Source organism: Microbulbifer sp. TB1203 (assembly GCF_030997045.1).
Classification (GTDB): Bacteria; Pseudomonadota; Gammaproteobacteria; order Pseudomonadales; family Cellvibrionaceae; genus Microbulbifer.
Genome location: NZ_CP116899.1, coordinates 4,146,192 through 4,169,315, shown reverse-complemented (window position 1 = coordinate 4,169,315; position 23,124 = coordinate 4,146,192). Strand labels below are relative to the sequence as shown.

The window sequence follows — 23,124 nt, the reverse complement described above, 5'->3', positions numbered from 1 at the left end:
ATCCATTGTAGACCATCGCCGGGGGCGCCGCGGTTTAAAGGAAGTTCAGCACCGCCATCACGTCGCTCACTACCCGCGCACCCGCTTTTTTCAGCTGCGTCGCGCGGCGGGGGTTGTCGCTATACGCGATCACCGGCATGCCAGCGGCCACCGCGGCCTTGACCCCGGAGATGGAGTCCTCCACCACTAGGCAGTGCTGGGGCTCCACCCCCATGGTCTGCGCCGCGTGCAGGAACAGATCCGGCCAGGGCTTGCCGCGGGACACGTCGTCGACGCTGAAAATACGCCCATCGAAGTATTCGTAGAGGCCTGTGCGATTGAGGGTCAGCTGCATTTTCTCGTGGGAACCGGAGGAGGCCACGCAGCTCTGCAGATTGACCTGCAACAGGTGATCGAGCAGGTCCTCGATGCCGGAAATCGGCTGCAGTTCGGCATGAAACGCCTCGCGGATGCGACGCTCAGTGTTGTGGAAATAGTGTTCCGGCAGCGGGCCGCCGTAGAGAGTTTCGATTTCCAGCAGGCAATCTCCCGCCGGGCGACCGCTGAACTGTTCGTCCAGCTCCTCGGCGGTCGTCTCCAGGCCGAGCTTGTTCATCTCCTCGGCGAGGATACGGCAGACAATACTTTCACTGTCCACCAGCACGCCGTCGCAATCGAAAATCACCAGTTCTGTTGCAAACATCTTTAGACTAGCTCGCAGAAAAGAGTACCAGCGCGACCAGCACACCGATGCCGCCAAAGATACGTACCAGAAGGTCATTGCCGCCCACAAGGCGCTGCAATCGATCCCTGCCGTGCGGATAGCCCGCCTGCAGCAGCCAGGCGCCCTTCAGCACCGCGATCACGCCGAGGGCCTTGAAGAGGATCTCCCAGCTACGTGTGTCCGCCAGCATCAACAATATCAGGCCGATGACCACGGCCATCCAAGCGACGAAGCGGTAGGTCGCCCCGGTGAGTTTATCCACCCACTGGCGTTGGAGTTCCGGTTTGATGAGGATGGCGAGGGATCCGACGAGAATGAAAAGAGCCAGGAACCACAGGATGAGTTTTGTCATGAGCTGCTCCGTGCGTTTGTGTTTATTGAACCTGAATCCGTGGCTTCAAGGCGGGTGCAGAGTGCAAGATATTGGCGTCACAGTGGATTTTCCGAGGGAGTGGCGTATCCGGGATTACGGCCGACTGAGGAAAATTCGCTGTGGCGTCAAGAGCTTGTGCTCTGCGCTCGTCATGAAGTCACGGATTCAGGTTGAATTAAAAATCACCCCAATGGAATTGTAGTACCGACAGCGCCGCCACCGGTGCCGTTTCGGTGCGCAGCACTCGCGGCCCCAGGCGCAACGGCAGAAATCCCCGCTGCAGCGCCGCATCGATCTCCGCCGGCGACAGGCCGCCCTCCGGCCCCACCAGCAGCAGCGCCGAATCCGGCCTGCCGCGCTGTTGCTCCAGCTGGCGCAGGTCGAGATCGGTACGGTGGTGCAGCACCAGCTTCAGGCCGCTTTCGGCCGTCTGGAGATACTGCGCCAGCTTCAGTGGTTCGGCAATAGCCGGGAGTCGGTTGCGCGCACACTGTTCGCAGGCGCTGGCGGCTATCTGGCGCCAGTGGCCGAGTTTTTTCTGCAGCCGTTCGCCGCTCAGTTTGACCTCGCAACGCTCGGTAAACAGCGGCTGTATCTGCGTCGCGCCCAGTTCGGTGGCCTTCTGCACCACCCAATCGAAGCGGTCGCCGCGGGAGATGCCGATAGCCAGGGTCAGGGCCAGCGGCGACTGGCGATCCTCGGCGGTAAAACTCCCCAGGCGCACCCGCGCTCTCTTGCCGGCATCGATCAGTTCTGCGGCGTACTCACCGCCGCTGCCGTCGAAGAGCACCAGCGGGCGGCCGGGGGTGAGGCGCAGCACCTTCACCAGGTGGCGGGAGGCGGCTTCGTCCAGTTCGATTTCGTCGCGGCCGGCCAGCGAATCGGGGGAAAAGATACGCGGGATGCGCATTTCCGGGAATTCCTTGAGGATAGATAAAAAAAGCCGACTCCGGGTCGGCATTTCATTCAGGGCTAGTTTAGGCGCTCGGGATACTGCTTAGCAACGGCCCGCAACTCTCCCCCAGCTCTCCCGCAAACGGGAGAGGGGAGTTTTAGCATCAGGCTTTTTCCATCGACACAGGCAGTTCCTTTTCCAGCCCACGGCGGCCACGCACCTTCATGCGCAGCACCTCTATCACCTTGTACAGGTTGGGCACCAGGATCAGGGTCACCGCGGTGGCGCAGAGTACGCCGAATGCGAGGCTGATCACCATGGGGATCAGGAACTGCGCCTGTATCGAGCGCTCGAACATGATTGGCACCAGGCCGATAAAGGTGGTGAGCGAAGTCAGGATGATCGGGCGGAAGCGGTCGCGAGCGGCCTGCACCACGGAGTCCATCACCGCCATGCCCTCGGCACGCAGCTGGTTGATGCGATCCATCAGCACCAGGTTGTCGTTCACCACCACACCCGCAGCGGCGAGGAAACCGAGCATGGACATGATGCTGATATCGTGGCCCATCAGCAGGTGGCCGAGGAGGGCGCCGAAGAAGCCGAAGGGCACCGCGGTGAGGATCAGCAACGGCTGCGAATAGGAGCGGAAGGCGATCGCCAGCAACGCATAGATCGTAAACAGCGACAGCACGAAGAACGCAATGATGGCACCACTGAACTCCTCCTCTTCCTGCATTTCACCGCCGGTTTTCAGCGAGAAACCCGGGAACTGCTTTTCCCATTCCGGCACGTTGTTCTCGCGCAGCTGCTGCAGGATTTCGTGGGCCGAAGCCGCGCCCGGGGTCAGCTCCGCGGTAACCCGTACCGTGCGCTCGCGGTCGTGGCGGCGGATGGTGGTGTAGCCGGGTACATAGACCGCATCGGCCACTGCACTGAACGGAATCTCACCCTCGCTGGTACGGATGCGGATGCGGTCCATCTGCTCCTCGCTGGCACGCTCCTCTTCTGGATAGCGCACCATTACCCGCACGTCCTCGCGGCCGCGGGGGATGCGCTGTACCTCTTCGCCGTAGAAGCCCTGGCGCACCTGCTTGGCTACGTCGGCGAGGCCGATGCCCATATTGGTGGCGTGGGGTTTCAGCTGGATCTCTATATCCCGGCGGGCACTGACCAGGTTGTCGCGCACATCGTAGACGCCGGCGTAGCCGTCCAGCGCCTTTTTCACCGCATCGGCGGCTTCACGCAGTTCGTCCATATCGCCGGAAGCGGTGCTCAGGTTCAGAGACATGCCGCCGTTGTCTTCGTTGATGGTGGCGGTGATGTTCATCTCCTCGACGCTGGCGGGCAACTCGCCGATATACTCGCGCCAGCGCAGCGCCAGCTGCTCGGAGGTAACGTCGCGCAGCTCGCCCTCGGTGAGCTGCAATATCACGTAGATGTTGCCGCGCCACAGGAACACCATGGTGTTCTTCACAAATGGTTCGCCGTCGTTTATCTCCAGCATCTCCGGGTCCTCCGCCAGCTTCTCGCCGGCGCGCTCGAACTGCTCCATGACCCGCTTGGACTCCTCGAAAGATTCCCCGGGGGCCATGACGGTATTCAGCTCAAGCAGGTCGGAGGGCACCTTGGGTGAGAAGGCCGAGCCGATATAGCCGCCCTTGAACACCGCGAAGGACAGCAGCAGCGACATCAGGAAGACCATCACCGTGACGCGGCTGTTGCCGAGGGATTTCTCCAGCAGCGGCATATAGTATTTTTCGCTGGCCACGGTCATGCCGCCGGCGAACTTGGCGCGCAGTTTCTGCAGCTTGAGGCCAAGGCCGGATGTAGCCTTTTTTTCCGGCTTCATATTCACCAGGTGCGCCGGCAGTATCAACAGCGACTCGATCAGCGAGAAGGACAGCGCCAGCAGCACAACCACTGGCAGCGGCAGCATCATCTGCGACGTATAGCCGGGCAGGAACAGCATGGGTACAAAGAAGACCATGGTGGACACCACGGCGAAAATCACTGGCGAGGAGACTTGCTTGACGCCCTCTTCGGCAGCCGCCAGCCCGGTCACGCCGCGATCGTGGGCCGCGTGCACCGCCTCGCCTACGATGATCGCATCATCCACCACGATCCCCAGGATCAGCAGGAAGGCGAACAGCGACAGCATGTTCAGCGTCACCCCAGTCACCGGCAGCAGCCAGAAGGCGCCCATAAAGGCGGTGGCGATGCCGATAGTGACCCAGACTGCCAGCAGCGGGCGCAGGAACAGCATCAGCAGTACGAACACCAGTACCAGGCCGCCCAGGGCGTTGCCCAGCAGCAGGTTCATGCGGCCCTCGTAGGCCTCAGAGAAATCGAACCAGATCTCGAATTCCATCCCCGGCGGCAACTGCTCGCGGGCCTCGGCCATGAACTCCTTGATGGCGTCTGCGGTGGCCACCACGTCCAGCGGCTCGCCCTGCATCACGCGCAGGTTCATGGCCGGCTTGCCGTTGAAGCGGATCACCGAGCCCTCTTCCTCGAAGCCGTCCTCTATGTCCGCCACGTCGCCCAGCAGCAGTTGAGTGCCGTCGGCGCGGCTGATCAGCGGAATACGCGCGAAATCGGCGGCGGTATAGGCCTGGCCGCGGGTCTGCACCTGGATATCGCCGCGATCGGAGCGCACCATGCCCGCGGGCAGGTCCAGGGAGGAGCGGCGCACCGCATTGGCGACATCGTCAAAGCTCAGGTTGTAGCGACGCAGGTCCAGTTCCGAGACCTCGATGGAGACCTCGTCGGCACGGTCTCCCCAGACTTCAATCTGGCGCACGCCGGGGATCAGCAGCAGCTTGTCGCGCAGGTCCAGCGCCGTGTCCTTCAGCTGCCGCGGCGATACCGGTCCGCCGATGGCGATATGCATCATCTGCGCCGACCACTCAGCGAGGGAGATCACCGGCCGCTCTATATCCGCGGGGAAGGTGTTGATGGAATCCACCTGCACCTTGATATCGTTGAGCAGACGCAGCTCGTCGTAGCCGTCCACCGCCTGGACCTGCACGGAGCTGTGGCTGCGCATGGACCGGGAGTTCACCTCCTTGATCCCCTTCACGTCGGCGATGGCCTGCTCCACCCGCAGGGTGACCTGCTGCTCCACCTCTTTAGGGCCTGCACCGGGGTAGCTGATTTCCACCCGCACTATGCCCGGGTTGATGGTCGGGAACACCTCGCGGCCGATATGGAGAATGCCGAACAGGCCGCCGATGATGATCATGATCATCAGCAGGTTGGCGGCCTTACTGTTGCGTACGAACCATCCGATGATGCCCTGCATGATCAGCCCTCGCTCACGGTGGCGGCACTTGCAGCGCCTGCGGCCGAAGAGGCGGCTTCAGCGGCCGGCTCAGCGGCCGCGTCCTCGTCGCCGAGCAACAGGCCGGCCGGCTTGTCGTTCAGTGGATTGGCGGTGATCACCATGCCCTCGCGGGAGTAGCCGAGACTGGACACGACCACCCGCTCGCCGGGGACGATATCGCCGCGCACCCAGACATCCTCGTCCACCGCCTGCAACAATTCCACTTCCCTGAAGCGCAGCTTGTTCTCCGCATCCAGCACCAGCAGGTGGTCACCTTCGTGCAGCGCCTGGCGCGGCAGCCGGGTGATATTGTCGAAAGTCTTGCCGGCGATGTCCGCCTCCACGAAGAGGCCGTTTACCAGCGGAACCTCGCCCTTATAGGGATTCTGCACCTGGGCCACCGCATAGACGAAACGGCTGTTCGGATCGATACTGGCCTCGGTGCGCACCAACTGGCCGCGCCACTCGCGCTCGCGGCCGGCGATCCGTGCGCGCAGGCGCACCGCGGGGCCATTTTCGATGGACTTACCCAGCGGCAGGTTCAGCAGGGACAACTGGTGATCGGTGAGCGGCAGGCGCACTTCGGCGATACCGGTACTGTGAATCTGCGCCAGGCGGGTGCCGGCGGTAACGTACTGGCCCAGATCCACGAAAGTCTCCACCACGCGGCCGGCAAAGGGCGCCCTGACTTTGGTCCGGGCCAAATCCAGCGCTGCCTGGTCGCGGTCCGCGCGGGCCGATGCCAGTTCCGCCTCCGCCGCCCGCAGTTGCGGCTTGCGCAGGAACAGGCTGTTGGCAGTATCGCTGCCCAGGTCGCGCCACTCGCGCTTCGCCTGCTTGGAGCGCCCCTGTTCCTGGGCCAGGGCGGAGGCTGCATTGGCCACCTGGCCCTCAGCGCGGATGAGCTGGTGTTCGTAGTCCGCCGCCTCTATCTGCACCAGCGGCTCGCCCTCAACGAAGAAGCCACCGGCGACGAAGGCATCGTTGACGCTCTGGATCACCCCGCCGACCCGGGCCACCAGCTCTATCTCGTGGCGGGCCTGCACCGAGCCCTGGCTGGGTACCAGCAGGGTCTGCCGGCCCGGCTCGGCGTAGAGCACATCGGCTACCGGCGGCACTGCTGCCTCAGTCTCCTTCTCCTCCGGCTTGGGCGCCATCAACAGAACCGCCGCCGTCAGCGCTGCTCCCGCGAGAAGGACGATAATCAGGAGTTTGTTTTTATTGGACAGAGTCACAGCCATCCCCATTGATCAAATTTTAACTAGTTGCGCATTCTACTGAAGTTCGACGACGAAAGGGGTCTTTTCGGATGCAGGCCGTCGCAGCTAAATGCGAGACTGCCGCAAACCTTTCTCACCGCGCCCAGCTCGCGCATAATGCCCCACCGAATTTGCTCTGCGGACGCCCTTCCCGGCCGTTTCCGCAGAGCCCGAAGTCTCCCTCGCAGAACGGATGTAGAAAATAAGATGTTGGATATCAACGCCCGTATCGCCGAAGAACTCAATGTGCGCTCCCAGCAGGTGGCCTGCGCCGTAGCACTGCTGGATGAAGGCGCCACCGTGCCATTTATCTCCCGTTATCGGAAGGAGGTTACCGGTGGCCTGGATGACACCCAACTGCGCACCCTGGAAGAGCGCCTGCGCTACCTGCGCGAATTGGAAGAGCGCCGCGCCACCGTGCTCAAAAGCATCGACGAGCAGGGCAAGCTGACCCCGGAGCTGCAGCAACAGATCGAGGCCGCGGACACCAAAAACCGCCTCGAAGATCTCTACCTGCCCTACAAGCCCAAGCGCCGTACCAAGGGCCAGATCGCCATCGAGGCCGGCCTGGAGCCGCTGGCGGACGCGCTGTTCGGCAACCCGAACCTGAATCCGGAAGAAGAGGCGCAGAAGTACCTCAACACCGACAATGAAGACGCCTCCCTGCAGGTGAAGGACATCAAAGCGGCGCTGGACGGGGCCAAGTTTATCCTGATGGAGCGCTTTGCCGAGGATGCGGAACTGCTGGGCAGGCTGCGGGATTTCCTCAAGCGTGACGGCCAGGTCAAATCCAAAGTGCTGGACGGCAAGGAAGAGGAAGGAGCCAAGTTCCGCGACTACTTCGACTACGCGGAAGACTGGGCCAAGGTACCCTCCCACCGCGCCCTGGCAATTTTCCGCGGCCGCAACGAGGGCATACTCGCCATCAGCGTCGGCCTGCCGGAGGAAGAAGACACGGCACCAACTGCCGGCCACCCCTGCGAAACCATGATCGCCAGACACTTCGAGATTTCCGACCAGAGCCGCCCCGCGGACAAGTGGCTGAACGAGGTGGTGCGCTGGACCTGGCGCATCAAGCTGCTGACCTCCCTGGAAACCGACCTGATGGGCGAGCTGCGCGAAAAGGCCGAGGAGGAGGCGATCAAGGTCTTTTCCCGCAACCTCAAGGACCTGCTGCTGGCCGCGCCGGCCGGCCAGAAGGCCACCATCGGCCTGGACCCGGGCCTGCGCACCGGGGTCAAGGTGGCGGTGGTGGACGCCACCGGCAAACTGCTCGACCACACCGCCATCTTTCCCACGCCGCCGCAGAACCGCACCCGGGAATCCGCCGCGGTGATCGCCGCGCTGTGCGAGAAATACAACGTGGGCCTGATCGCCATCGGCAACGGCACCGCAAGCCGTGAGACCGACAAGTTCGTCGGTGAAACCATCAAGCAGTACAAACTCGGCGCGCAGAAGGTGATGGTCAACGAGGCCGGCGCCTCGGTCTACTCCGCCTCCGAATTCGCCGCGCGGGAATTCCCCGACCTGGACGTGACCATCCGCGGCGCCATCTCCATCGCCCGCCGCCTGCAGGACCCATTGGCCGAGCTGGTGAAGATCGATCCAAAATCCATCGGTGTGGGCCAGTACCAGCACGACGTCAGCCAGACCCAACTGGCGCGCTCCCTGGACGCGGTGGTGGAGGACTGTGTAAACGGCGTCGGCGCCGAGCTGAATTCCGCCTCGGCGCCGCTGCTGGCGCGCGTGTCCGGCCTCAGCCAGTCCATCGCCAACAATATCGTCAGCTACCGCGACCAGAACGGCGCCTTCAAAAGTCGCAGCCAATTGAAAGAGGTGCCGCGCCTGGGTCCGAAAGCCTTCGAGCAGGCCGCGGGATTTCTGCGCATCAACAACGGCGACAATCCCCTGGACAAATCCGGCGTACACCCGGAGGCCTATGTGGTGGTCAAGCGCATCGCCGAGAAAAACGGCCGCGAGATCAACAGCCTGATCGGCGATTCGGCGTTTCTGCGCAAACTCAATCCGGCGGATTACACCGATGAGAAATTCGGCCTGCCCACAGTGACCGACATTATCGCGGAACTGGAAAAACCCGGCCGCGACCCGCGCCCGGAATTCCGCACCGCCAGATTCGAAGAGGGCGTGGAGCAAATCAAGGACCTGCGCCCCGGTATGATTCTCGAGGGCACCGCCACCAACGTCACCAACTTCGGGGCCTTCGTGGATATCGGCGTACACCAGGACGGCCTGGTGCATATCTCCGCGCTGTCGGAAAAATTCGTCAAGGACCCCCACGAAGTCATCAAGGCCGGCGATATCGTCAAAGTGAAGGTGATGGAAGTGGACGTGGCGCGCAAGCGCATCGGCCTGTCCATGCGCCTGTCCGACGAACCGGGCGAGCAGGGCAGTGGCGGTGTGAAAAAAGGCGATCACCGCGAGAGCCGCCAGGCCCAGCGTCACAACAACAATAACAACAACAGGAACCGCGGCCAGCAGGGCGGCGGCCGCGGCAGTATGGGGGACCTGCTGGCCGCGGCGATGAACAAAAACAAGAAATAGCTCGCGTATCCGGGCAGTCAAAAATGGCGATCCTTGTGGTCGCCATTTTTTATTTTGGCCGTGGGTTCATGATATTCAACCGGATAAATCACCTGCGCCCAATTTCGTGGTGTCTTCCGGCTCCGAGGGGTAGGATAGAGGCCTGCATTTGGTCAACCATGGGCAATCACAACAAGGATCAGACTATGAAACGCTTATTCGGCTTATTGCTCGCTTCAATGCTCAGTCTTCCGGCGCTGGCACTGGAAGTGGGCGATCCCGCCCCGGATTTTTCGCTGCAGGGCTCCAACGGAAAGACTTACTCTCTCGCGGACTTCAAGGGCAAGCAGGCGGTAGTGATCGCCTGGTTCCCGAAAGCTTTCACCCGCGGCTGCACCATCGAATGCAAGTCGCTGGCCGAAAATGGCCACCTGATCCGCCAGTACGACACCACCTATTTCATGGCGAGCACCGATAAAGTCGAGACCAACACCAAGTTCGCCGAAAAACAGGAGGCGGACTTTCCCCTGCTGAGCGACCCGGACGGCGCCGTGGCCAAGGCCTATGGTGTACTTGTCCCGGCAGTGAAGGTCGCGCGACGCGTCACTATCTACATCGGGGTGGACGGCAACATTCTCAAGATCGACGAGGATATCAAACCGGCCACCAGCGCAGAGGATATAGCCAGGACCCTGGGTGAACTCGGCGTTGAACGCAAAGGTTAAGCCGGCCGGGAAAGCACTGGGGCGATCAATTTGATCGCCCTTTTTCCTTAATGGAAAAACCGCTCATCCGCTGCACTGGTAAATCGCATCCACTCGCCGGACTCGGGGTGAGTGAGCGCGAGTTCTGTCGCGTGCAGCAATAACCGCGGCGCGGCCGCCCGTGCCTGCGGGTGGGCGTAGAAGGGATCGCCCAGGATCGGATGGCCGGTCGCCTGCAGGTGCACCCGCAGCTGGTGCGAGCGGCCGGTAACCGGCTTCAGCCTCACCAGGCTGCAGCCGCCGGACAGGGAGATTTTTTCCCAGCGGGTCAGGGAGGGCTTGCCCATTTCCTGGTCCACCTTCTGGCGCGGCCGGTTCGGCCAGTCGCAGATCAACGGCAGGTCGATTTCTCCGGCGTCGCCCTCCAGTTCGCCCCACACCTTCGCGCAATAGGTTTTCTCAACCTGCCGGTTCTGGAACCCGGCGCTGAGCTTCCGATGCACCACCGGATTGCGCGCCATCACCACCAGACCGGAAGTGTCCATATCGAGCCTGTGTACGGTCAGGGCGCCCGGGTATCGATCCTTGGCACGACTGGCGAGACTGTCGCGGTGCGCGGGGTCCCGCCCGGGCACACTGAGAAGCCCGCTGGGCTTGTCGAGCACCAGCAGCGCCTCGTCACAGTAAACCACCGAGAGAAACGGTTCGGTTGGCGGATGATACTCCCGCACTATTGCACCCCATAAACCTGAGACGTAGAGACAGGGCTGGTGATTTGACCGGTACCCCTTGCGATCGCAATAGCCAATGATAGGGGATTCGGGTGAAGAAACCCGAGTAATCGCTCCACCGAAACCGATCGCGGCCAGCGGCGGATGGCCGCCCCGCCGCTCCTACAGGGTATCCACCCGCTCTTTATAGGAGCGGCCGCTGGCCGCGACCGATCTCTCCGCAAACACCCGTCGCAGCAGTGCAGTACCCCTGCGCCAGCCGAGGATACTCTGCGCCGTCACCGCGCCCGCGAACATGGCGCCGGCCACGCCGCAACTCAGGATGTCCTGGCCTGTGAGATACAGCCCTCTGATACGGCTCTTTGGGCGCAGCCAGGACTGCTCGAAGCGCTTCGGTCCGTGCTCCAGGCCGTAGATTTCGCCCCGCGCGTAGCGGCAGAAGTAATCCGTGGACAGCGGCGTGGACAGTTCGCAGTAATCTATCTGTCCGCGCAGCTGTGGAAAGTGTTTGTACAGATGCTCCAGCAGGCGCTCACTGAACCTGTCCTTCAACGCCTGGTAGTCCTCGCCGCGCTTCCCCCAGGGTTTGTCCCTCCATTTTACAAACCACTCGTATTTCGCCGGCGCCACTATCTCGATGGTGGCGCGGCCCGGGTAGCGATGCTGGAAAGCGGGGTCTTTGGCGGAGGGGAAGGAGATATAAACGAGGGGGATATCCGCATTGGGGTCTGCGAGGAATTTCCGTACATCGCCGTCGTAATCCGTGCTGGGATACAGCCAATAATTGGTTTTCGGCAGCCTCAACTCCTCTGCGGCTTTCCGCAGGCCGATATACAGGCAGAGGTGCGCCGTGGACGGCTGTACATTTTGCAGATCGCGGCAATAACCGGCACGCTGGCTGGCACTCTCCGGCAGCAGTTTTTCGAAAGTGTTGAACACCCCGGCATTGGAGATCACCAGCGACGCCTCGATTTCCGTACCGTCCACCATACGCAGGCCGCCCACCCGGTTGCCGTCCAACAGGATGGTCTCCACTTCCGCGTAGGTGAATACCTCACCGCCCGCGGCCTGTATCTGCGGAATAATCGTCTGCGCTATCTTGCTGGCCCCACCCTCTGGATAATAGCCGCCGTACAGATAGTGCTTAACGATCAGCGCGTGAATAATAAAGCTGCCGGTCTTCGGCGTCATGCCGTTATCACCCCACTGACCGCTCAGTACCGCGATCAGCTTTTCGTTGTCGGTGAGTTCGCGCAGCACCTCATAGGTGGTTTTGTTCAGGTAGTCCGGCCAGGTAAATTTTTTCCACAGCGCCAGCAGCGGACCGCACCAGCCGGGCAGCAGCTTTGCGATGGTGAACAGACGCATGGCCCGGCCGATCTCGGACACTCTTTGCAGGTAGGCTTCGATTACAGTTCTGTCATTCGGGAAGTGTTTCAGCAGCCCGGCGATAAACTCGTCGCGCCCGGCTCGCAGATCGTACTGCTCGTCGCCGATGCAGATGCGGTCGTAGGCGTCGTCCATCGGCGCCCAGTGCAGATTGCCGGCGGACAGGAAATCGAACAGCTTGCGGGTCGCAGTCGGGTGTCCGCCCACGTCGCCGATATAGTGCACGCCCACATCCCATTCGTAGCCGTTGCGGTCGTAGGCGTGGGTAAAGCCACCGGCAGTGTAGTGCTGCTCCAGCACCAGCACCTTCCTGCCCGCCGCGCTCAGCATGGCCGCGGTGGTAAGGCCGCCAATACCGGAACCGATCACCAGTGCGTCGTAGGGGCCCTGGAGGCGGCTGGCCCGGTAGCGCCGGCCTATGCGCAGCCGGCTGGGTTGGGGGCGCTTCGCTGCGGGCTTTTCCGCCATGGCCACCTCGTCATTCTGTAGTTTTGCCGTTAATTGCCCAACCATAGCGACCCACCGTCCCATATGCAAAAAATTGCATATCCCAGCAGGAGCTTGAGTTTAGTATATGCTTTATATACGATTCATATAAACCTGTGAGACTGAGAATATGGGCATAGTGAAAATTTCCGAGGAGCTGCACGACGAAATCCGCCGGGCCAGCTCGGCCATGGCCAGGTCCATCAACGCCCAGGCGGAATTCTGGATCAGGATAGGCATGCTGGCCGAACTGAATCCGCAACTCAGCTATAACCAGCTCACCAAAAAGCTGTTGCGCGAGCAGGCACCGACCCTGGAAGAGCTGACCCGTGATTAGTGCCCCCATCAAAACCGCCACAGAACAGATGCTGATGCGCGACGCCGGCCAGCTACTGAGCCGCGTCTTCGCCATGCTCGACGAGTTTATCGGCCCGGGCGTTTCCACCATGCAGGTCAACGACAGGGTCGAGGACTATATCGTCAACGAACTGAAAGCCAGGCCCGCGAGCAAGGGGCAGTACGACTACCCCTATGCGCTGAACACCTCGGTCAACGAGGTGGTCTGCCACGGTATGCCGCAGACAACCGGGCAGCTGAAATCCGGCGACATCGTCAATGTGGACATCACCCTGGAAAAATCCGGCTATATCGCCGACTCCAGCAAGATGTATATGATCGGCAGCGTCTCACCGGCGGCGAGGCAACTGGTGCAGACCACCTACGACGCCATGTGGCGGGGTATCGAAGCTGTCAGGCCCGGCACCCGCCTCGGCGATATAGGCCATGCGATACAGCGTTGTGCGGAAGGCCGCGGCTACAGCGTGGTGCGCGAATACTGCGGCCACGGCATAGGCCGCGAGATGCACGAGAAACCCCAGGTGCTGCACTACGGCCGCCCCGGCACCGGCGCAGTGCTGCGGGAGGGGATGACCTTTACCATAGAGCCGATGATCAACCAGGGCAGCCGCAAAACCAAAGTGAAAAAGGATGGCTGGACAGTGGTTACCCGGGACAGGACATTATCCGCGCAGTGGGAGCACACGGTCCTTGTCACCGGGGATGGCTGCGAGGTGCTGACGCTCAGGAGCGAAGAGACGAACACACCAACTAATCCTGACGCAGGACTCAGTCATCGTCCCACTTGCTGACCTCCACCATCGCCGGCTTGTGGCCCTGCTCCGCGGCATGCAGGATCATGGTCCGGCCCAGTGCCGCATCGCGCTGGATACCCTCACCGTTGCGAAAAATTCTGCCGAGCTGGTAGAGGCATTCGGGAGCCTCCATACTGGCGCACATCATGTACCAGAGCGCAGCCATTTCGGGATCTGAGTGAGGCAGGCGCTGCTGCTGGTGCAGCCGCGCGAGGCCAATTTGGGAGCCGGTTTGAAAGGGGCTTTTCAGAAAGTGGCGTTCCGCCGCACCAAAATCACGACCGAGTTCCAGCAGCCCGCCCTGCAGGCTGTGCGCCGCACTCGAATTCACGGCCAGGGCGGCATCGAGAAATTCCCGCGCCATCGCCAGTTCTTCCGGGGTGCGCTCAGATGCGCTGGCAAAAGCCCGGCGCGCATAAGCTATACCTGACGTCCTGTGCCCCTGAGAGGCGAGCCTTGCCAGCTGCGGCAGCAGTTGCGTCGCCTCCACCTCCCACCATTCGCCCTGCTCGCGGCGAATCAACAGATACTGCGCATCCGGCAAGCCATCATCGGCGGCGCGGCGCAGGAACTTGCGCTCCGTCTGTGGTTCCACCGCCCATTTATCGCCACCGTAATAACTCGCGAGCCGATACCAGGCCAGACCCGGCGCCAGTCGCCGCTGCGCCGCCTCCATGAATTGTTGAAACAGCTTTTCGCTGCGCTCGACACCGAACCCTTCCCGATAGACATGGGCGAGGGCCACCATGGCATCCGCATAGCCCTGCTCGGCAGCGGAAAGCAGGAAATCGACGCAATCCCCCCGGGAAAACATCGGTAGTGTTTCTCTCAGGCAGGCTTTACCCAGGCGGAACTGCGCTATCTGGCTGCCGAGGGCGGCGGCATCCAGATAATACTGCACGGCCTCTTCCTCTTTGCCGACATTTTCGAGATACAGACCCATACCTATTTTTGCGGCTGTACTCTGCTTCGAAAGAGGTTGAAGTACGTGGCTGATATATAGTCCATCCAGACTACCGAAGGGGAAGTTGATGCCCAGAATCCGGTGTATGGCGCGCTGGTTGTGGAAATAGATAGGTCGCTGCACCCCGCTGTCCGGGTCCTCGGCCAACACAACGTAGTAGAGGGCCTGCCCTTGGCCGAGAGGTAATAAAAAGGCATCTTGGAGCTGGTAGCCCGCCAGCGCCAGAATATCTTCGGCATGATCCAGTATGCCGATTTCGTAGGCGGTGTCGGGGCTTTCGCCATTGCCGCCGCCGAGTACGCCTCGCAGAACAAACTGTACCGCACGTGCGTGCCGTTCCGCCTTGCCCGTTTCACCCAACTGTTCGTAGCAGTCCTGCGCAGCCAGGTGGGGTTCCAGTTCGAAGAAATTCTGCTGCGTCCATCGCTCCCAATCCACGGAGGTACAATCCGTTCCCTCGCCGTCGGGCAGCTCTTTCACGACCTGTTGGAATTGCTCCCGGTCCGCCACGGCGGTGTGCAGTTTGGAGCTTTCCAGATAGGCGGACCAGAATTCTTCGAAGGGCACCGAATCCATATCTTCCAAAATATGTGCCGCCATGGAGGCCAGCCGAGCGTCGGCGCCGGCGAAAGCCTCGCGGCCGGTTTCGAGGGCGTCGCCGCCAGCGGGATCGACAGGATCTAAAGCGGGCTGTTCGAGCTCCATCCCGGGGGGCGATATCACTGGCAGGTCGGTCGCCGCAGGCGCGGTGGCACAGCCGCTGACGACAGCTACAAGCGGCAGCAGGAAACGCCATATCTTCACTGCACACCTCCGTTTGTGCCATCGGATTTTTTTCCGGAAAGTAGGTCCCGCGCCAGGTCTCTGGCGCGGTTGCGGCGCTCTTCCCGGGAAACGGATGCGGGTGATAGCCACAGGACATAACTCAGATCGTTTTCTATGCGATTGATCTGCTCCAGGTATTGCGGGAAATCCGCCGCGGAAACAGATTTGCCTCGGGAACTGTAGCGGTACTGCACGGTGATTTTGTTGTTTTCCTTCTGCACTTCGCGTTCGAATTCAAACCAGGGGTTGGCAATCGTTTCCCCGCTTCCCTTTTCCGACCAACGGATGTCCGCCGCACTCTGTGCCACCACTTCCAGCGTCTGCTCTATTTGTAGGTCTCCCGGCAGGCGGAAGGGGTATTGACGCTGCAGCGAATTGGGCAAGCGCAGGGTTTCCGCCACATTGGATGCCACCAGCTTTAGCATGTTTTTTCCGCTGCTGTCGTCGCCAACCTTGCGCAGCCGGTATTTTTCTTTCAGCACCAACTCGTTGCCGTGCTCTGAGTCGATGACTTCAATCGGCTCCAGGATTTCGATAGAGGGAAAATAGCGTGAATAGTACTGCAGGAATTCCGCTCCCAGGGTTTCCCTGTCCCGGTATCCGGTATAGGAGCGCATTTGCTCCGCGCGCCATCCGCTGTAGCGGCTGGTCACTTCAAAAATCGCTGCCTTCCGGTTTTCCGCCAGAGTCACAATCTCCCTGACCACTACCCGGGCCCGGCGTTGACTCTGCACCGGCGCCTCGATGGCGGTCAGGGAATCTCTCTCTCCATCAACCACCAGTGCCCAGTTGAAATCCGGCAGAGACATTTCCTGCAGGGACCCGGCCTGACTGGTTGCAGTGGGGTCCACCCAGTAGCGCTTTCCATCCAGGGTAAAAGTGGTGATGACATGGTCGAAATTTCCCGGGGATGGCAACCGCCCGTCCAAATACAGATTATTTACGGAAGACACCAACGCCGGGTGTGCGTCTATTCCCAGCTCGCGCAGGGCGGCAACCAGCAGGACAGTTTTGTCTTTGCAGTCGCCGAAGCGGCGCTCGAAAGTTTCCATCGGCGCCGAGGGACGGTGGGAGTTGACACCGTGCTCTATGCCGAAATAGCGGATGTTGTTCTGAATCCACTGGGTAGCGGCGGCGGCCTTTTGCGCCGGACCGCCCTCCATCTCCGCCACCAGGCGGGCAAATTCCTCGGGTAGCTCGCCCGGTGTGTGGTAGAGCGCGTGGGCCCAGTCATTCACTTGGCGCCAGTCAGCATACTGGCTGTACTGGAGAACCGGGAAGGGTGAGAGCCACTCGGGAATGCCGTCTTCCTGGCGCACTGCCTCGGTGTGCCGCAGGTCGGCAAAATAGCGCACTTTATTGCCCTTGGTGCGCTGTTGGATGTCTATGCCATGGCCCTTTTTCGCATCTGCAATACGCACTTGCAGCGCCTTTTCCCGAGGGCTGAGCAAGCTGATATACAGTCGTTCGATGGACACACCCCAGGCCAGCAGCTCACGGCCGAAGAACTTATCTCCCAGCACCGGGTTGGAGCCACGCAATGTATAGCTGTACTCGACGATATCTCCGGCACGCAGGTCCTTCAACAACAGCATCGCCGTCCAGCGCTCGGCGTAGAGGCCCCGATCCAGTTCATCTTCCTGCTGGAAGAGTTTTATCTCCGCCGATTTCAGCCGGTCCCGGCGCTTGCCGTCGCGCAGCACGCTGATATCGTGGATCACCAGCTTCTCGTAGGCGGGAGCGAAGCCGAGGCTGATACTGGAAATTTGCTGCAAACCCTGCTGGTTCAGGGGCCGCATGGCAACCCGGTAGAACCGTTCCTTTTCCTCCCCGGACACATTGATCTGAGTATCCACCAGCAGATAGCGGAGACTCTCACCGCTGGAGAGGTTTTCACTCTCCGGCAGGGCCACCGGTTGCAGCCACTGGGGACGCGGGGCCAGCTCGTAGTCCGCGGCCGCAGCCGGCGAAGACAGCAGAGAAACCAGGGCCAACAAGATGAAAAATACGGGTATATGCACCGGAAAAGAGCGGGCGCGGGAAGGAGACGTCATTTACTTGCCTTTATACAGATCGCGCGGGGGGCCTCATGATAAAGCCTGACCGCCCGCGGCGCCACGCTAGGCATCCCGGTCCAGCGCACCTCTGCACCAGCCACGTGGTTCGAAGATGGATGTGCAGGGGGGCCGCACACACAGGAAGCTATCCGCACCCGGGAGGGCTCGAGATGCTGCCCCTCAGGAGCTGGAAGGCGCCGCGCCAGTAAAGGTTTTTTTCAGGTAGACGCTTTCGCCGGAGTTTCCACCCCGTTTTTGTTCCGCATTTCCCCCGTCACCGGCCAGGCCAACAGCAACCCAGGACAAACCGGCGGGAACGTTTGCCAGAAGAATTTTCCCCAGATGCTTGCGATTGCAAAACAACGCCACAATGGTGGGATGAAACCAAACCGCTACAAATAACAGTGTAAATACCTGTGCCTGGACCAGGCTCATACCGCTGAAGGCCCCGGCGACCCGCGAGATGGCGGCGCCGTGATCGGCCAGTAATTGCTGAAACAGGCGATCGCCCGCGTCCACCCGGGTTCTCCTTATTCGTTATCGCCATTACAGCATCCCGGGTGGTCAAAACAGAAAGAATGGACAGTTTCAGTAGCTGCCCATGGACAGTTGCCGGCCCGCTTGCATTAAACTGGGCGGACAGTGCTACCTACAAGTAACCGGGCAAGCCCATGGCCAAATCCACCAGTGACGACCTCAAGCTCAATAACCAGCTGTGCTTCAGCCTCTATTCCACGTCCCTGGCAATGGGCAAGCTGTACAAGCCGCTGCTGGAAAAGCTGGGACTGACCTACCCGCAATATCTGATGATGATGGTGTTGTGGGAAGAGGACGACATCACCGCCACCGAGCTGAGTTTTCGACTGATGCAGGACAAAGGCGCCCTGAGCCCGGTCATCAAGCGCCTGGAAGCCCAAGGACTGATCGACCGCCGGCGCGACCCCAAGGATGACCGGCGGGTCCAACTGCACCTCACTCAGGCGGGCAGGAAAATGCAACAGCAGGCTGAAGAGATTCCCGCGCAGATCCTCTTCGGCAGCGGCCTCGACCGCAAGGCCGCACGCCAGCTCAAGCTGCAGCTGGAAGCGGTGCGCCGCACCATCAACGAGCATCTCTAGCCAGCCCTCATTACCTCTTATAGACAAAGCCTATCTATATCATAGCCAAAAATAGTTATCGCAATAACTATTATTGCGATAACTTTCTCTCCGTGCCCAGCACAGCGACCTAAACTTCAGAACCCTTCAATGAGGACACTGTCATGCAAGTACTCTACAAAGCCGTAGCCACTGCCACCGGAGGCCGCGACGGCCAGGCCAAATCTTCCGACGGCATCCTGGACGTAAAACTCACCACCCCGAAGGAACTAGGCGGCCCCGGTGGCGAAGCCACCAACCCGGAACAGCTGTTTGCCGCGGGCTACTCCGCCTGCTTTATCGGCGCGATCAAATTTGTCGCCGGCCAGGAGAAAGTTGAGGTACCGGAAGACACCAGCGTGCGCGGCGAGGTGGGTATCGGTCCGCAGGACAAGGGCTTTGGCCTGGATATCGACCTGTTTGTCAGCCTGCCGGGCCTGGATAAGCAAACCGCGGAGAAGCTGGTGACTCGGGCCCATGAGGAGGTCTGCCCCTACTCCAACGCCACCCGCAACAACGTGGATGTGCGCCTGCACGTCTCCACCTGAACACGATCCAGGCTAACGTCGAAATATCGGAGGCTAGAATCGTGAATAAATTAGTTTTACCTAGGTTGGTTTTCCTGCTGTTTTTCGCTCCGACCCCGCGGAGCGCGCCGGGATCTACGCTTCACCGCTGCGCGCCAGCACCGCACAAATCAAGGGACTGCCGCCTGTGCTGATACAGACCGCGGAAAAAGACGTGCTGCGCGATGAGGGCGAGGCCTATGCACGCAAACTGAACGATGCCGGTGTCACCGTCACTGCGGTGCGCTACAACGGCATGATCCACGACTTCGGCCTTCTCAACCCCCTGAGCCAGGTAGCCGCCGTGCGGGATGCTCTGGACCAGGCGGGCCTTGAGCTGAAGCAACATCTCAAGTAAAACGCGCACGCGAAAAAACGGGCCCACGGGCCCGTTTTTTTCAAAAGATACTTCCGCTAGAACAGTTATTAACCCTCATCGATTGGCCGGCCGACAGAATCGGGCAATCATTTCGCAGATCCCGGTTAACCGGACCTGCCAACATCCGCGCAAACTTCCCCTGCGCCGCGGAACCACGCTTCCACCAACACATGCGGCGAAACGACGCTTGTTAACGGCGGCCGATTTTTTTACCACCGTCCCGCCGCCCAATTTTTTTTGGAACCAAAGTTCCTCCACTCCGGTTTTTTTGATGTAGCCCCATGCCCAGCAGTATCGCAAATCCATTGATCAAAGAGATTGCCATTTATCATCAGTTTTTTCGAAAACGACTCGGTCATCTGGCTATAGCGGCACTGATCGTTTCATCCGCTCCGGATATCGCCATCGCGGAAACGGCCGGTGATACGGCAAAGGATTCTTCCCTGCAAGCAATCACCCTGCGCATCGACAACGACCTGTTCGCCGGCAACGACCGCGGCTATTCCAACGGGGTTGGCCTCGGTTTCCTATCGCAGACCGTCGATAATTTTCAGGACGAGCGGCTGCCGGCGAGCTATCGCGGGTTGAACAACGGCCTCACCTGGCTGCAGCCGAAGGGATATACCGAATACAACATGGCGCTGGGCCTCGGCCACGGCATTTTCACCCCGGGGGACTGGCGCCAGGGCGGGTTGATCGAGGACGATCGCCCCTACGCTGGCGTACTGGTGGTGGGAGTAAAATATAACGGCAGAAACGACTGTGATATGCGCAGCACCAGCTTCGATATCGGTATTGTTGGCCCTTCTGCACGGGGGAAAGAGTTGCAACAGGGGGTGCATAAACTTGTGGGCTCGGAGAAATTCCGCGGTTGGGACAACCAGATCGGCGACGAAATTGTCTTCCGCCTCTCCACCCGGAAACTGCGGCGTTTCCAGTTCAAGCGACCGCCGGACACCTGGCAACAGGACCTGATCCTGCGCAGCGGCGGCAGTATCGGCAACCTGTCCACATACGCCGATATCGGCGCGGAGTGGCGCTTCGGCCCCCGGCTGCCGGACAATTTCGGCAGCGCGCCGCTACTGCCGGTCTCGGAAAACACCGTCCCCACCCGCAACCGTGCATTCATGCCCCGGCTGGAGATACACGGCTTTGTCACCCTGAGCCTGCGCGCGGTGTTCCACGACATCACCCTCGACGGCAACACCTGGAAAGACAGTCACAGCGTGCAGCGAAATCCCCTTGTCGCCGATCTGGGGGTCGGCGTGGCGGGGAGTTACGGCAAATGGAAATTCGCCTTCGCGCGCTATCTGCGCAGCCGCGAATTTGAGGAGCAGGCCGAGCTGCCACAGTTGGGTAGCCTGGCGGTGTGGCGGGATCTTTAACGCCTCTTTTTCCTGAATTTACCGGGACGCTATTCAGCCCGCGGCAACCCCGTTGGCAATCTGGAACGCAATCCGCGCCGCAGTGCGCGCTGCATGGTCCTCAATATCGAAATAGGGATTGAATTCCGCCATATCCGCCAGGCACACCTTTTTCGATTCCAGTACCGTATCCAGCAGCGGCTCGAACAGTTCCAGCGACACGCCGCGCCCGGCGGGGGCGCTGACCGCGGGCATGACGGCGGCGGGGAAAAAATCCAGACAGATGGTGAGGTAGACGAAGTCCACCCTCTCGATAAATTCCCGGATCTGTTCCCGCACTCTGTCCAGCTGCCAACTGGTGATCTCCCGGTCGCGGATCACATGTGCACCCAGTTCCCGGGCGCGGTTATACAGCGCCGGGGTATTGGCGCTGTCGGCGGCGCCGATGCATAGGTAGTTGAAGGGGCGGCCGTTGATCTCGCACTGCTCGGCGATCTGGTAGAAAGGCGTGCCTGACGACCCCCGGGGGGAGGGCACGCGCAGGTCCAGGTGTGCGTCGAAATTGATAATGCCCAGGGTCTTTTCGCGGTGATGCTCGCGCATCCAGCGGGCGATGCCCTGATAGCTGCCGAAGGCGATCTCGTGGCCGCCGCCCAGAACCAGGGGAAAGTGGCCGCCATCCAGCAGTTCCTTGATACGCGCGCCGAGCATGGACTGGGCGGATTCCAGATCCTCTCTTTCAATCTTCACATTGCCGGCATCGTACATCGGTGTGTCGAAGGTGGCGGGCAGGTTGGCCATGGCCAGGCGCAGGATGCGCGGGCCCTTGGCGGCGCCGATGCGGCCCTTGTTGCGGCGCACTCCCTCGTCGGAGGCAAAGCCCAGGATCGCCAGGCCCGGAGAACTGTCCAGTTGCAGCGGTGTGATGCGCTGGTGCCAGCGCTCGCCGGCCTTGCCGTCCTCGCTATCGGTGCGCCCGCTCCACAGGCGCATATCAGCCAGCTGTAACATCTCTGCCTCCTACTGTTCTGCCGGCGAGGAAAATCCGTGCCGGTTTCAGCGCGCCCACTTCATAGGCAAGTTGATCGGGAGTATTCATGGGCCATAGCACCATATCCGCACGCAACCCAGCGCGCAGCACGCCGCGGGAACAGCACAGGCCCAGCGCCCGGGCTGCGGCGCGGGTCACTCCGGCCAGTGCCTCGGCGGGGGTGAGCCCGAACAGGTTGCAGCCCATATTCATCATCAGCCGCAGCGAGGCGATGGGGCAGCTGCCGGGATTCAGGTCGGTGGACAGGGCCATGGGCACGCCGGCGGCGCGCAGCCTGTCCACCGGCGGCACCCGGGTTTCGCGCAGGGTGTAGAAGGCCCCGGGCAGCAGTACCGCCACCGTGCCGCTCTCGGCCATGGCGGCCACATCCATCTCGGTGATGTACTCGATATGGTCCGCGGACAGGGCGCCGGCCGCCGCGGCCATGGCGGTGGCACCGCTACGGGAGAGTTGCTCCGCGTGTACTTTGATCGGCAGATCCAGCTTCTGCGCGCAGTCGATCAGCCGCCGGCACTGGTCGACGGAAAAGGCGATGGATTCGCAGAACATATCCACCGCATCCGCCAGTTGCTCCTTGGACACCGCCGGCAGGATTTCCTCGCACACCAGATCGATATATTCGTCGGCGCGACCGTCGTATTCCGGCGGTAGCGCGTGGGCGGCCAGGCAGGTGGTGGTGATACTCACCGGGTGGTGCTGGGCCAGGCGGCGCGCTGTGCGCAGCTGTTTCAGTTCGGTATCCAGGTCCAGGCCGTAGCCGGATTTGATCTCCACGGTGGTTACGCCCTCGGCCATCAGCGCGCGCAGTCGGGGTTCGGCGGCGCGGTACAGCTGTTCGGCGCTGGCCGCGCGGGTGGCTCGTACCGTGGACAGGATGCCGCCACCTGCGCGGGCCACCTCTTCGTAGCTCTCGCCTCCCAGGCGGCGGGCGAACTCGGAGGCGCGGTGGCCGCCGTAGACCAGGTGAGTGTGGCAGTCCACCAGGCCCGGGGTCAGCCACTGACCCTCGCCGTCCACCACCTCGTCGGGAGTGGTGTCCGGCAGTTCGGTGCGCGGACCCAGCCACACGATGCGGCCGCCGGTAACCGCCACCGCGGCGTCCTCCACCGCGCCGTAGGCGCCGGGCAGGGAGGGGTCCATGGTGGCGGCGTGGACATTGGTAATCAGCAGCTCGCAGCGTTCTGTCATAGCTTTCCCGCAGGCGCGGTTTTCCTCTTGTTAACCATAG

19 protein-coding genes and 1 pseudogene are annotated in these 23,124 nt (G+C 61.4%); 8 read left to right on the top strand and 12 right to left on the bottom strand.

The features are described 5' to 3' along the window. Positions 1 to 34: 34 nt before the first annotated feature. The 5 genes from PP263_RS17940 to PP263_RS17920 form a co-directional block, all read right to left on the bottom strand. Positions 35 to 682 (bottom strand): HAD family hydrolase, encoded by a 648-nt coding sequence (locus PP263_RS17940; RefSeq protein ID WP_308365225.1) that lies wholly within the window; start codon positions 680 to 682, stop codon positions 35 to 37. 7 nt (positions 683 to 689) lie between these two features. Continuing rightward, positions 690 to 1,055, bottom strand: coding sequence for a hypothetical protein (locus PP263_RS17935; RefSeq protein ID WP_308365223.1), 366 nt, complete (start codon positions 1,053 to 1,055; stop codon positions 690 to 692). 196 nt (positions 1,056 to 1,251) lie between these two features. Further along, complete coding sequence (locus PP263_RS17930) at positions 1,252 to 1,986, bottom strand: 16S rRNA (uracil(1498)-N(3))-methyltransferase (protein ID WP_308365222.1); 735 nt, start codon at positions 1,984 to 1,986, stop codon at positions 1,252 to 1,254. A 148-nt stretch (positions 1,987 to 2,134) separates the two neighbouring features. Next, a complete protein-coding gene (locus PP263_RS17925) occupies positions 2,135 to 5,272 on the bottom strand; it encodes an efflux RND transporter permease subunit (protein ID WP_308365219.1) in 3,138 nt (1,045 codons plus the stop codon). A gap of 2 nt (positions 5,273 to 5,274) precedes the next feature. After that, positions 5,275 to 6,528, bottom strand: a complete 1,254-nt coding sequence (locus tag PP263_RS17920; RefSeq protein WP_308365217.1) for an efflux RND transporter periplasmic adaptor subunit — start codon at positions 6,526 to 6,528, stop codon at positions 5,275 to 5,277. A 231-nt stretch (positions 6,529 to 6,759) separates the two neighbouring features. Here PP263_RS17920 and PP263_RS17915 point away from each other — a divergent pair, with 231 nt between their 5' ends. Together PP263_RS17915 and PP263_RS17910 are read left to right on the top strand one after the other, a co-directional pair. Then, positions 6,760 to 9,114: a Tex family protein gene (locus tag PP263_RS17915; protein ID WP_308365215.1), complete on the top strand. Its 2,355-nt coding sequence runs from the start codon at positions 6,760 to 6,762 to the stop codon at positions 9,112 to 9,114. 185 nt (positions 9,115 to 9,299) lie between these two features. Further along, positions 9,300 to 9,818 carry a peroxiredoxin gene (locus PP263_RS17910; protein ID WP_308365214.1) on the top strand — a complete coding sequence of 173 codons (519 nt, stop codon included), beginning with the start codon at positions 9,300 to 9,302 and terminating at the stop codon, positions 9,816 to 9,818. Between the two features lie 47 nt (positions 9,819 to 9,865). Here the strand turns inward: PP263_RS17910 and PP263_RS17905 are convergent, their stop codons facing one another. Beyond that, entirely contained in the window at positions 9,866 to 10,528 is a 663-nt protein-coding gene (locus tag PP263_RS17905; RefSeq protein WP_308365212.1) for a pseudouridine synthase, read from the bottom strand. Between the two features lie 162 nt (positions 10,529 to 10,690). Beyond that, positions 10,691 to 12,430, bottom strand: a complete 1,740-nt coding sequence (locus PP263_RS17900) for an FAD-dependent oxidoreductase (RefSeq protein ID WP_308365211.1) — start codon at positions 12,428 to 12,430, stop codon at positions 10,691 to 10,693. Positions 12,431 to 12,533: 103 nt separating this feature from the next. Between PP263_RS17900 and PP263_RS17895 the strand changes: the two genes are divergently transcribed. Next, positions 12,534 to 12,740, top strand: a complete 207-nt coding sequence (locus PP263_RS17895; RefSeq protein WP_308365210.1) for a ParD-like family protein — start codon at positions 12,534 to 12,536, stop codon at positions 12,738 to 12,740. Beyond that, positions 12,736 to 13,551, top strand: a complete 816-nt coding sequence (gene map, locus PP263_RS17890; RefSeq protein WP_374693725.1) for a type I methionyl aminopeptidase — start codon at positions 12,736 to 12,738, stop codon at positions 13,549 to 13,551. The genes PP263_RS17895 and map overlap by 5 nt, the downstream gene beginning before the upstream one ends. Here the strand turns inward: map and PP263_RS17885 are convergent. From PP263_RS17885 to PP263_RS17875, 3 genes are all read right to left on the bottom strand, one after another. Then, positions 13,529 to 15,322, bottom strand: coding sequence for a tetratricopeptide repeat protein (locus PP263_RS17885; protein WP_308365208.1), 1,794 nt, complete (start codon positions 15,320 to 15,322; stop codon positions 13,529 to 13,531). The two genes, map and PP263_RS17885, sit on opposite strands and share 23 nt — an antisense overlap. After that, positions 15,319 to 17,397 (bottom strand): DUF3857 domain-containing protein, encoded by a 2,079-nt coding sequence (locus PP263_RS17880; RefSeq protein WP_308365206.1) that lies wholly within the window; start codon positions 17,395 to 17,397, stop codon positions 15,319 to 15,321. The genes PP263_RS17885 and PP263_RS17880 overlap by 4 nt, the downstream gene beginning before the upstream one ends. 183 nt (positions 17,398 to 17,580) lie before the next feature. Then, positions 17,581 to 17,919: a hypothetical protein gene (locus PP263_RS17875; protein ID WP_308365204.1), complete on the bottom strand. Its 339-nt coding sequence runs from the start codon at positions 17,917 to 17,919 to the stop codon at positions 17,581 to 17,583. A 152-nt stretch (positions 17,920 to 18,071) separates the two neighbouring features. Between PP263_RS17875 and PP263_RS17870 the strand changes: the two genes are divergently transcribed. The 4 genes and pseudogenes from PP263_RS17870 (at position 18,072) to PP263_RS17855 (ending at position 20,866) form a co-directional block, all read left to right on the top strand. Next, entirely contained in the window at positions 18,072 to 18,518 is a 447-nt protein-coding gene (locus tag PP263_RS17870; RefSeq protein ID WP_308365202.1) for a MarR family transcriptional regulator, read from the top strand. Between the two features lie 143 nt (positions 18,519 to 18,661). Next, positions 18,662 to 19,084 (top strand): organic hydroperoxide resistance protein, encoded by a 423-nt coding sequence (locus PP263_RS17865; RefSeq protein ID WP_308365200.1) that lies wholly within the window; start codon positions 18,662 to 18,664, stop codon positions 19,082 to 19,084. A gap of 106 nt (positions 19,085 to 19,190) precedes the next feature. Next, a pseudogene (locus PP263_RS17860) lies at positions 19,191 to 19,460 on the top strand (alpha/beta hydrolase fold domain-containing protein); the annotation flags it as partial. Between the two features lie 302 nt (positions 19,461 to 19,762). After that, positions 19,763 to 20,866 carry a lipid A deacylase LpxR family protein gene (locus tag PP263_RS17855; protein ID WP_308365199.1) on the top strand — a complete coding sequence of 368 codons (1,104 nt, stop codon included), beginning with the start codon at positions 19,763 to 19,765 and terminating at the stop codon, positions 20,864 to 20,866. Between the two features lie 33 nt (positions 20,867 to 20,899). On the opposite strand, the gene hutG is transcribed toward PP263_RS17855, so the two are convergent. Together hutG and hutI are read right to left on the bottom strand one after the other, a co-directional pair. Further along, the gene (gene hutG / locus PP263_RS17850; RefSeq protein WP_308365197.1) at positions 20,900 to 21,856 is read right to left on the bottom strand and encodes a formimidoylglutamase; all 957 of its coding nucleotides are present in this window, start codon (positions 21,854 to 21,856) and stop codon (positions 20,900 to 20,902) included. Beyond that, positions 21,840 to 23,084 carry an imidazolonepropionase gene (gene hutI, locus PP263_RS17845; RefSeq protein WP_308365196.1) on the bottom strand — a complete coding sequence of 415 codons (1,245 nt, stop codon included), beginning with the start codon at positions 23,082 to 23,084 and terminating at the stop codon, positions 21,840 to 21,842. The genes hutG and hutI overlap by 17 nt, the downstream gene beginning before the upstream one ends. Positions 23,085 to 23,124 lie beyond the last annotated feature (40 nt).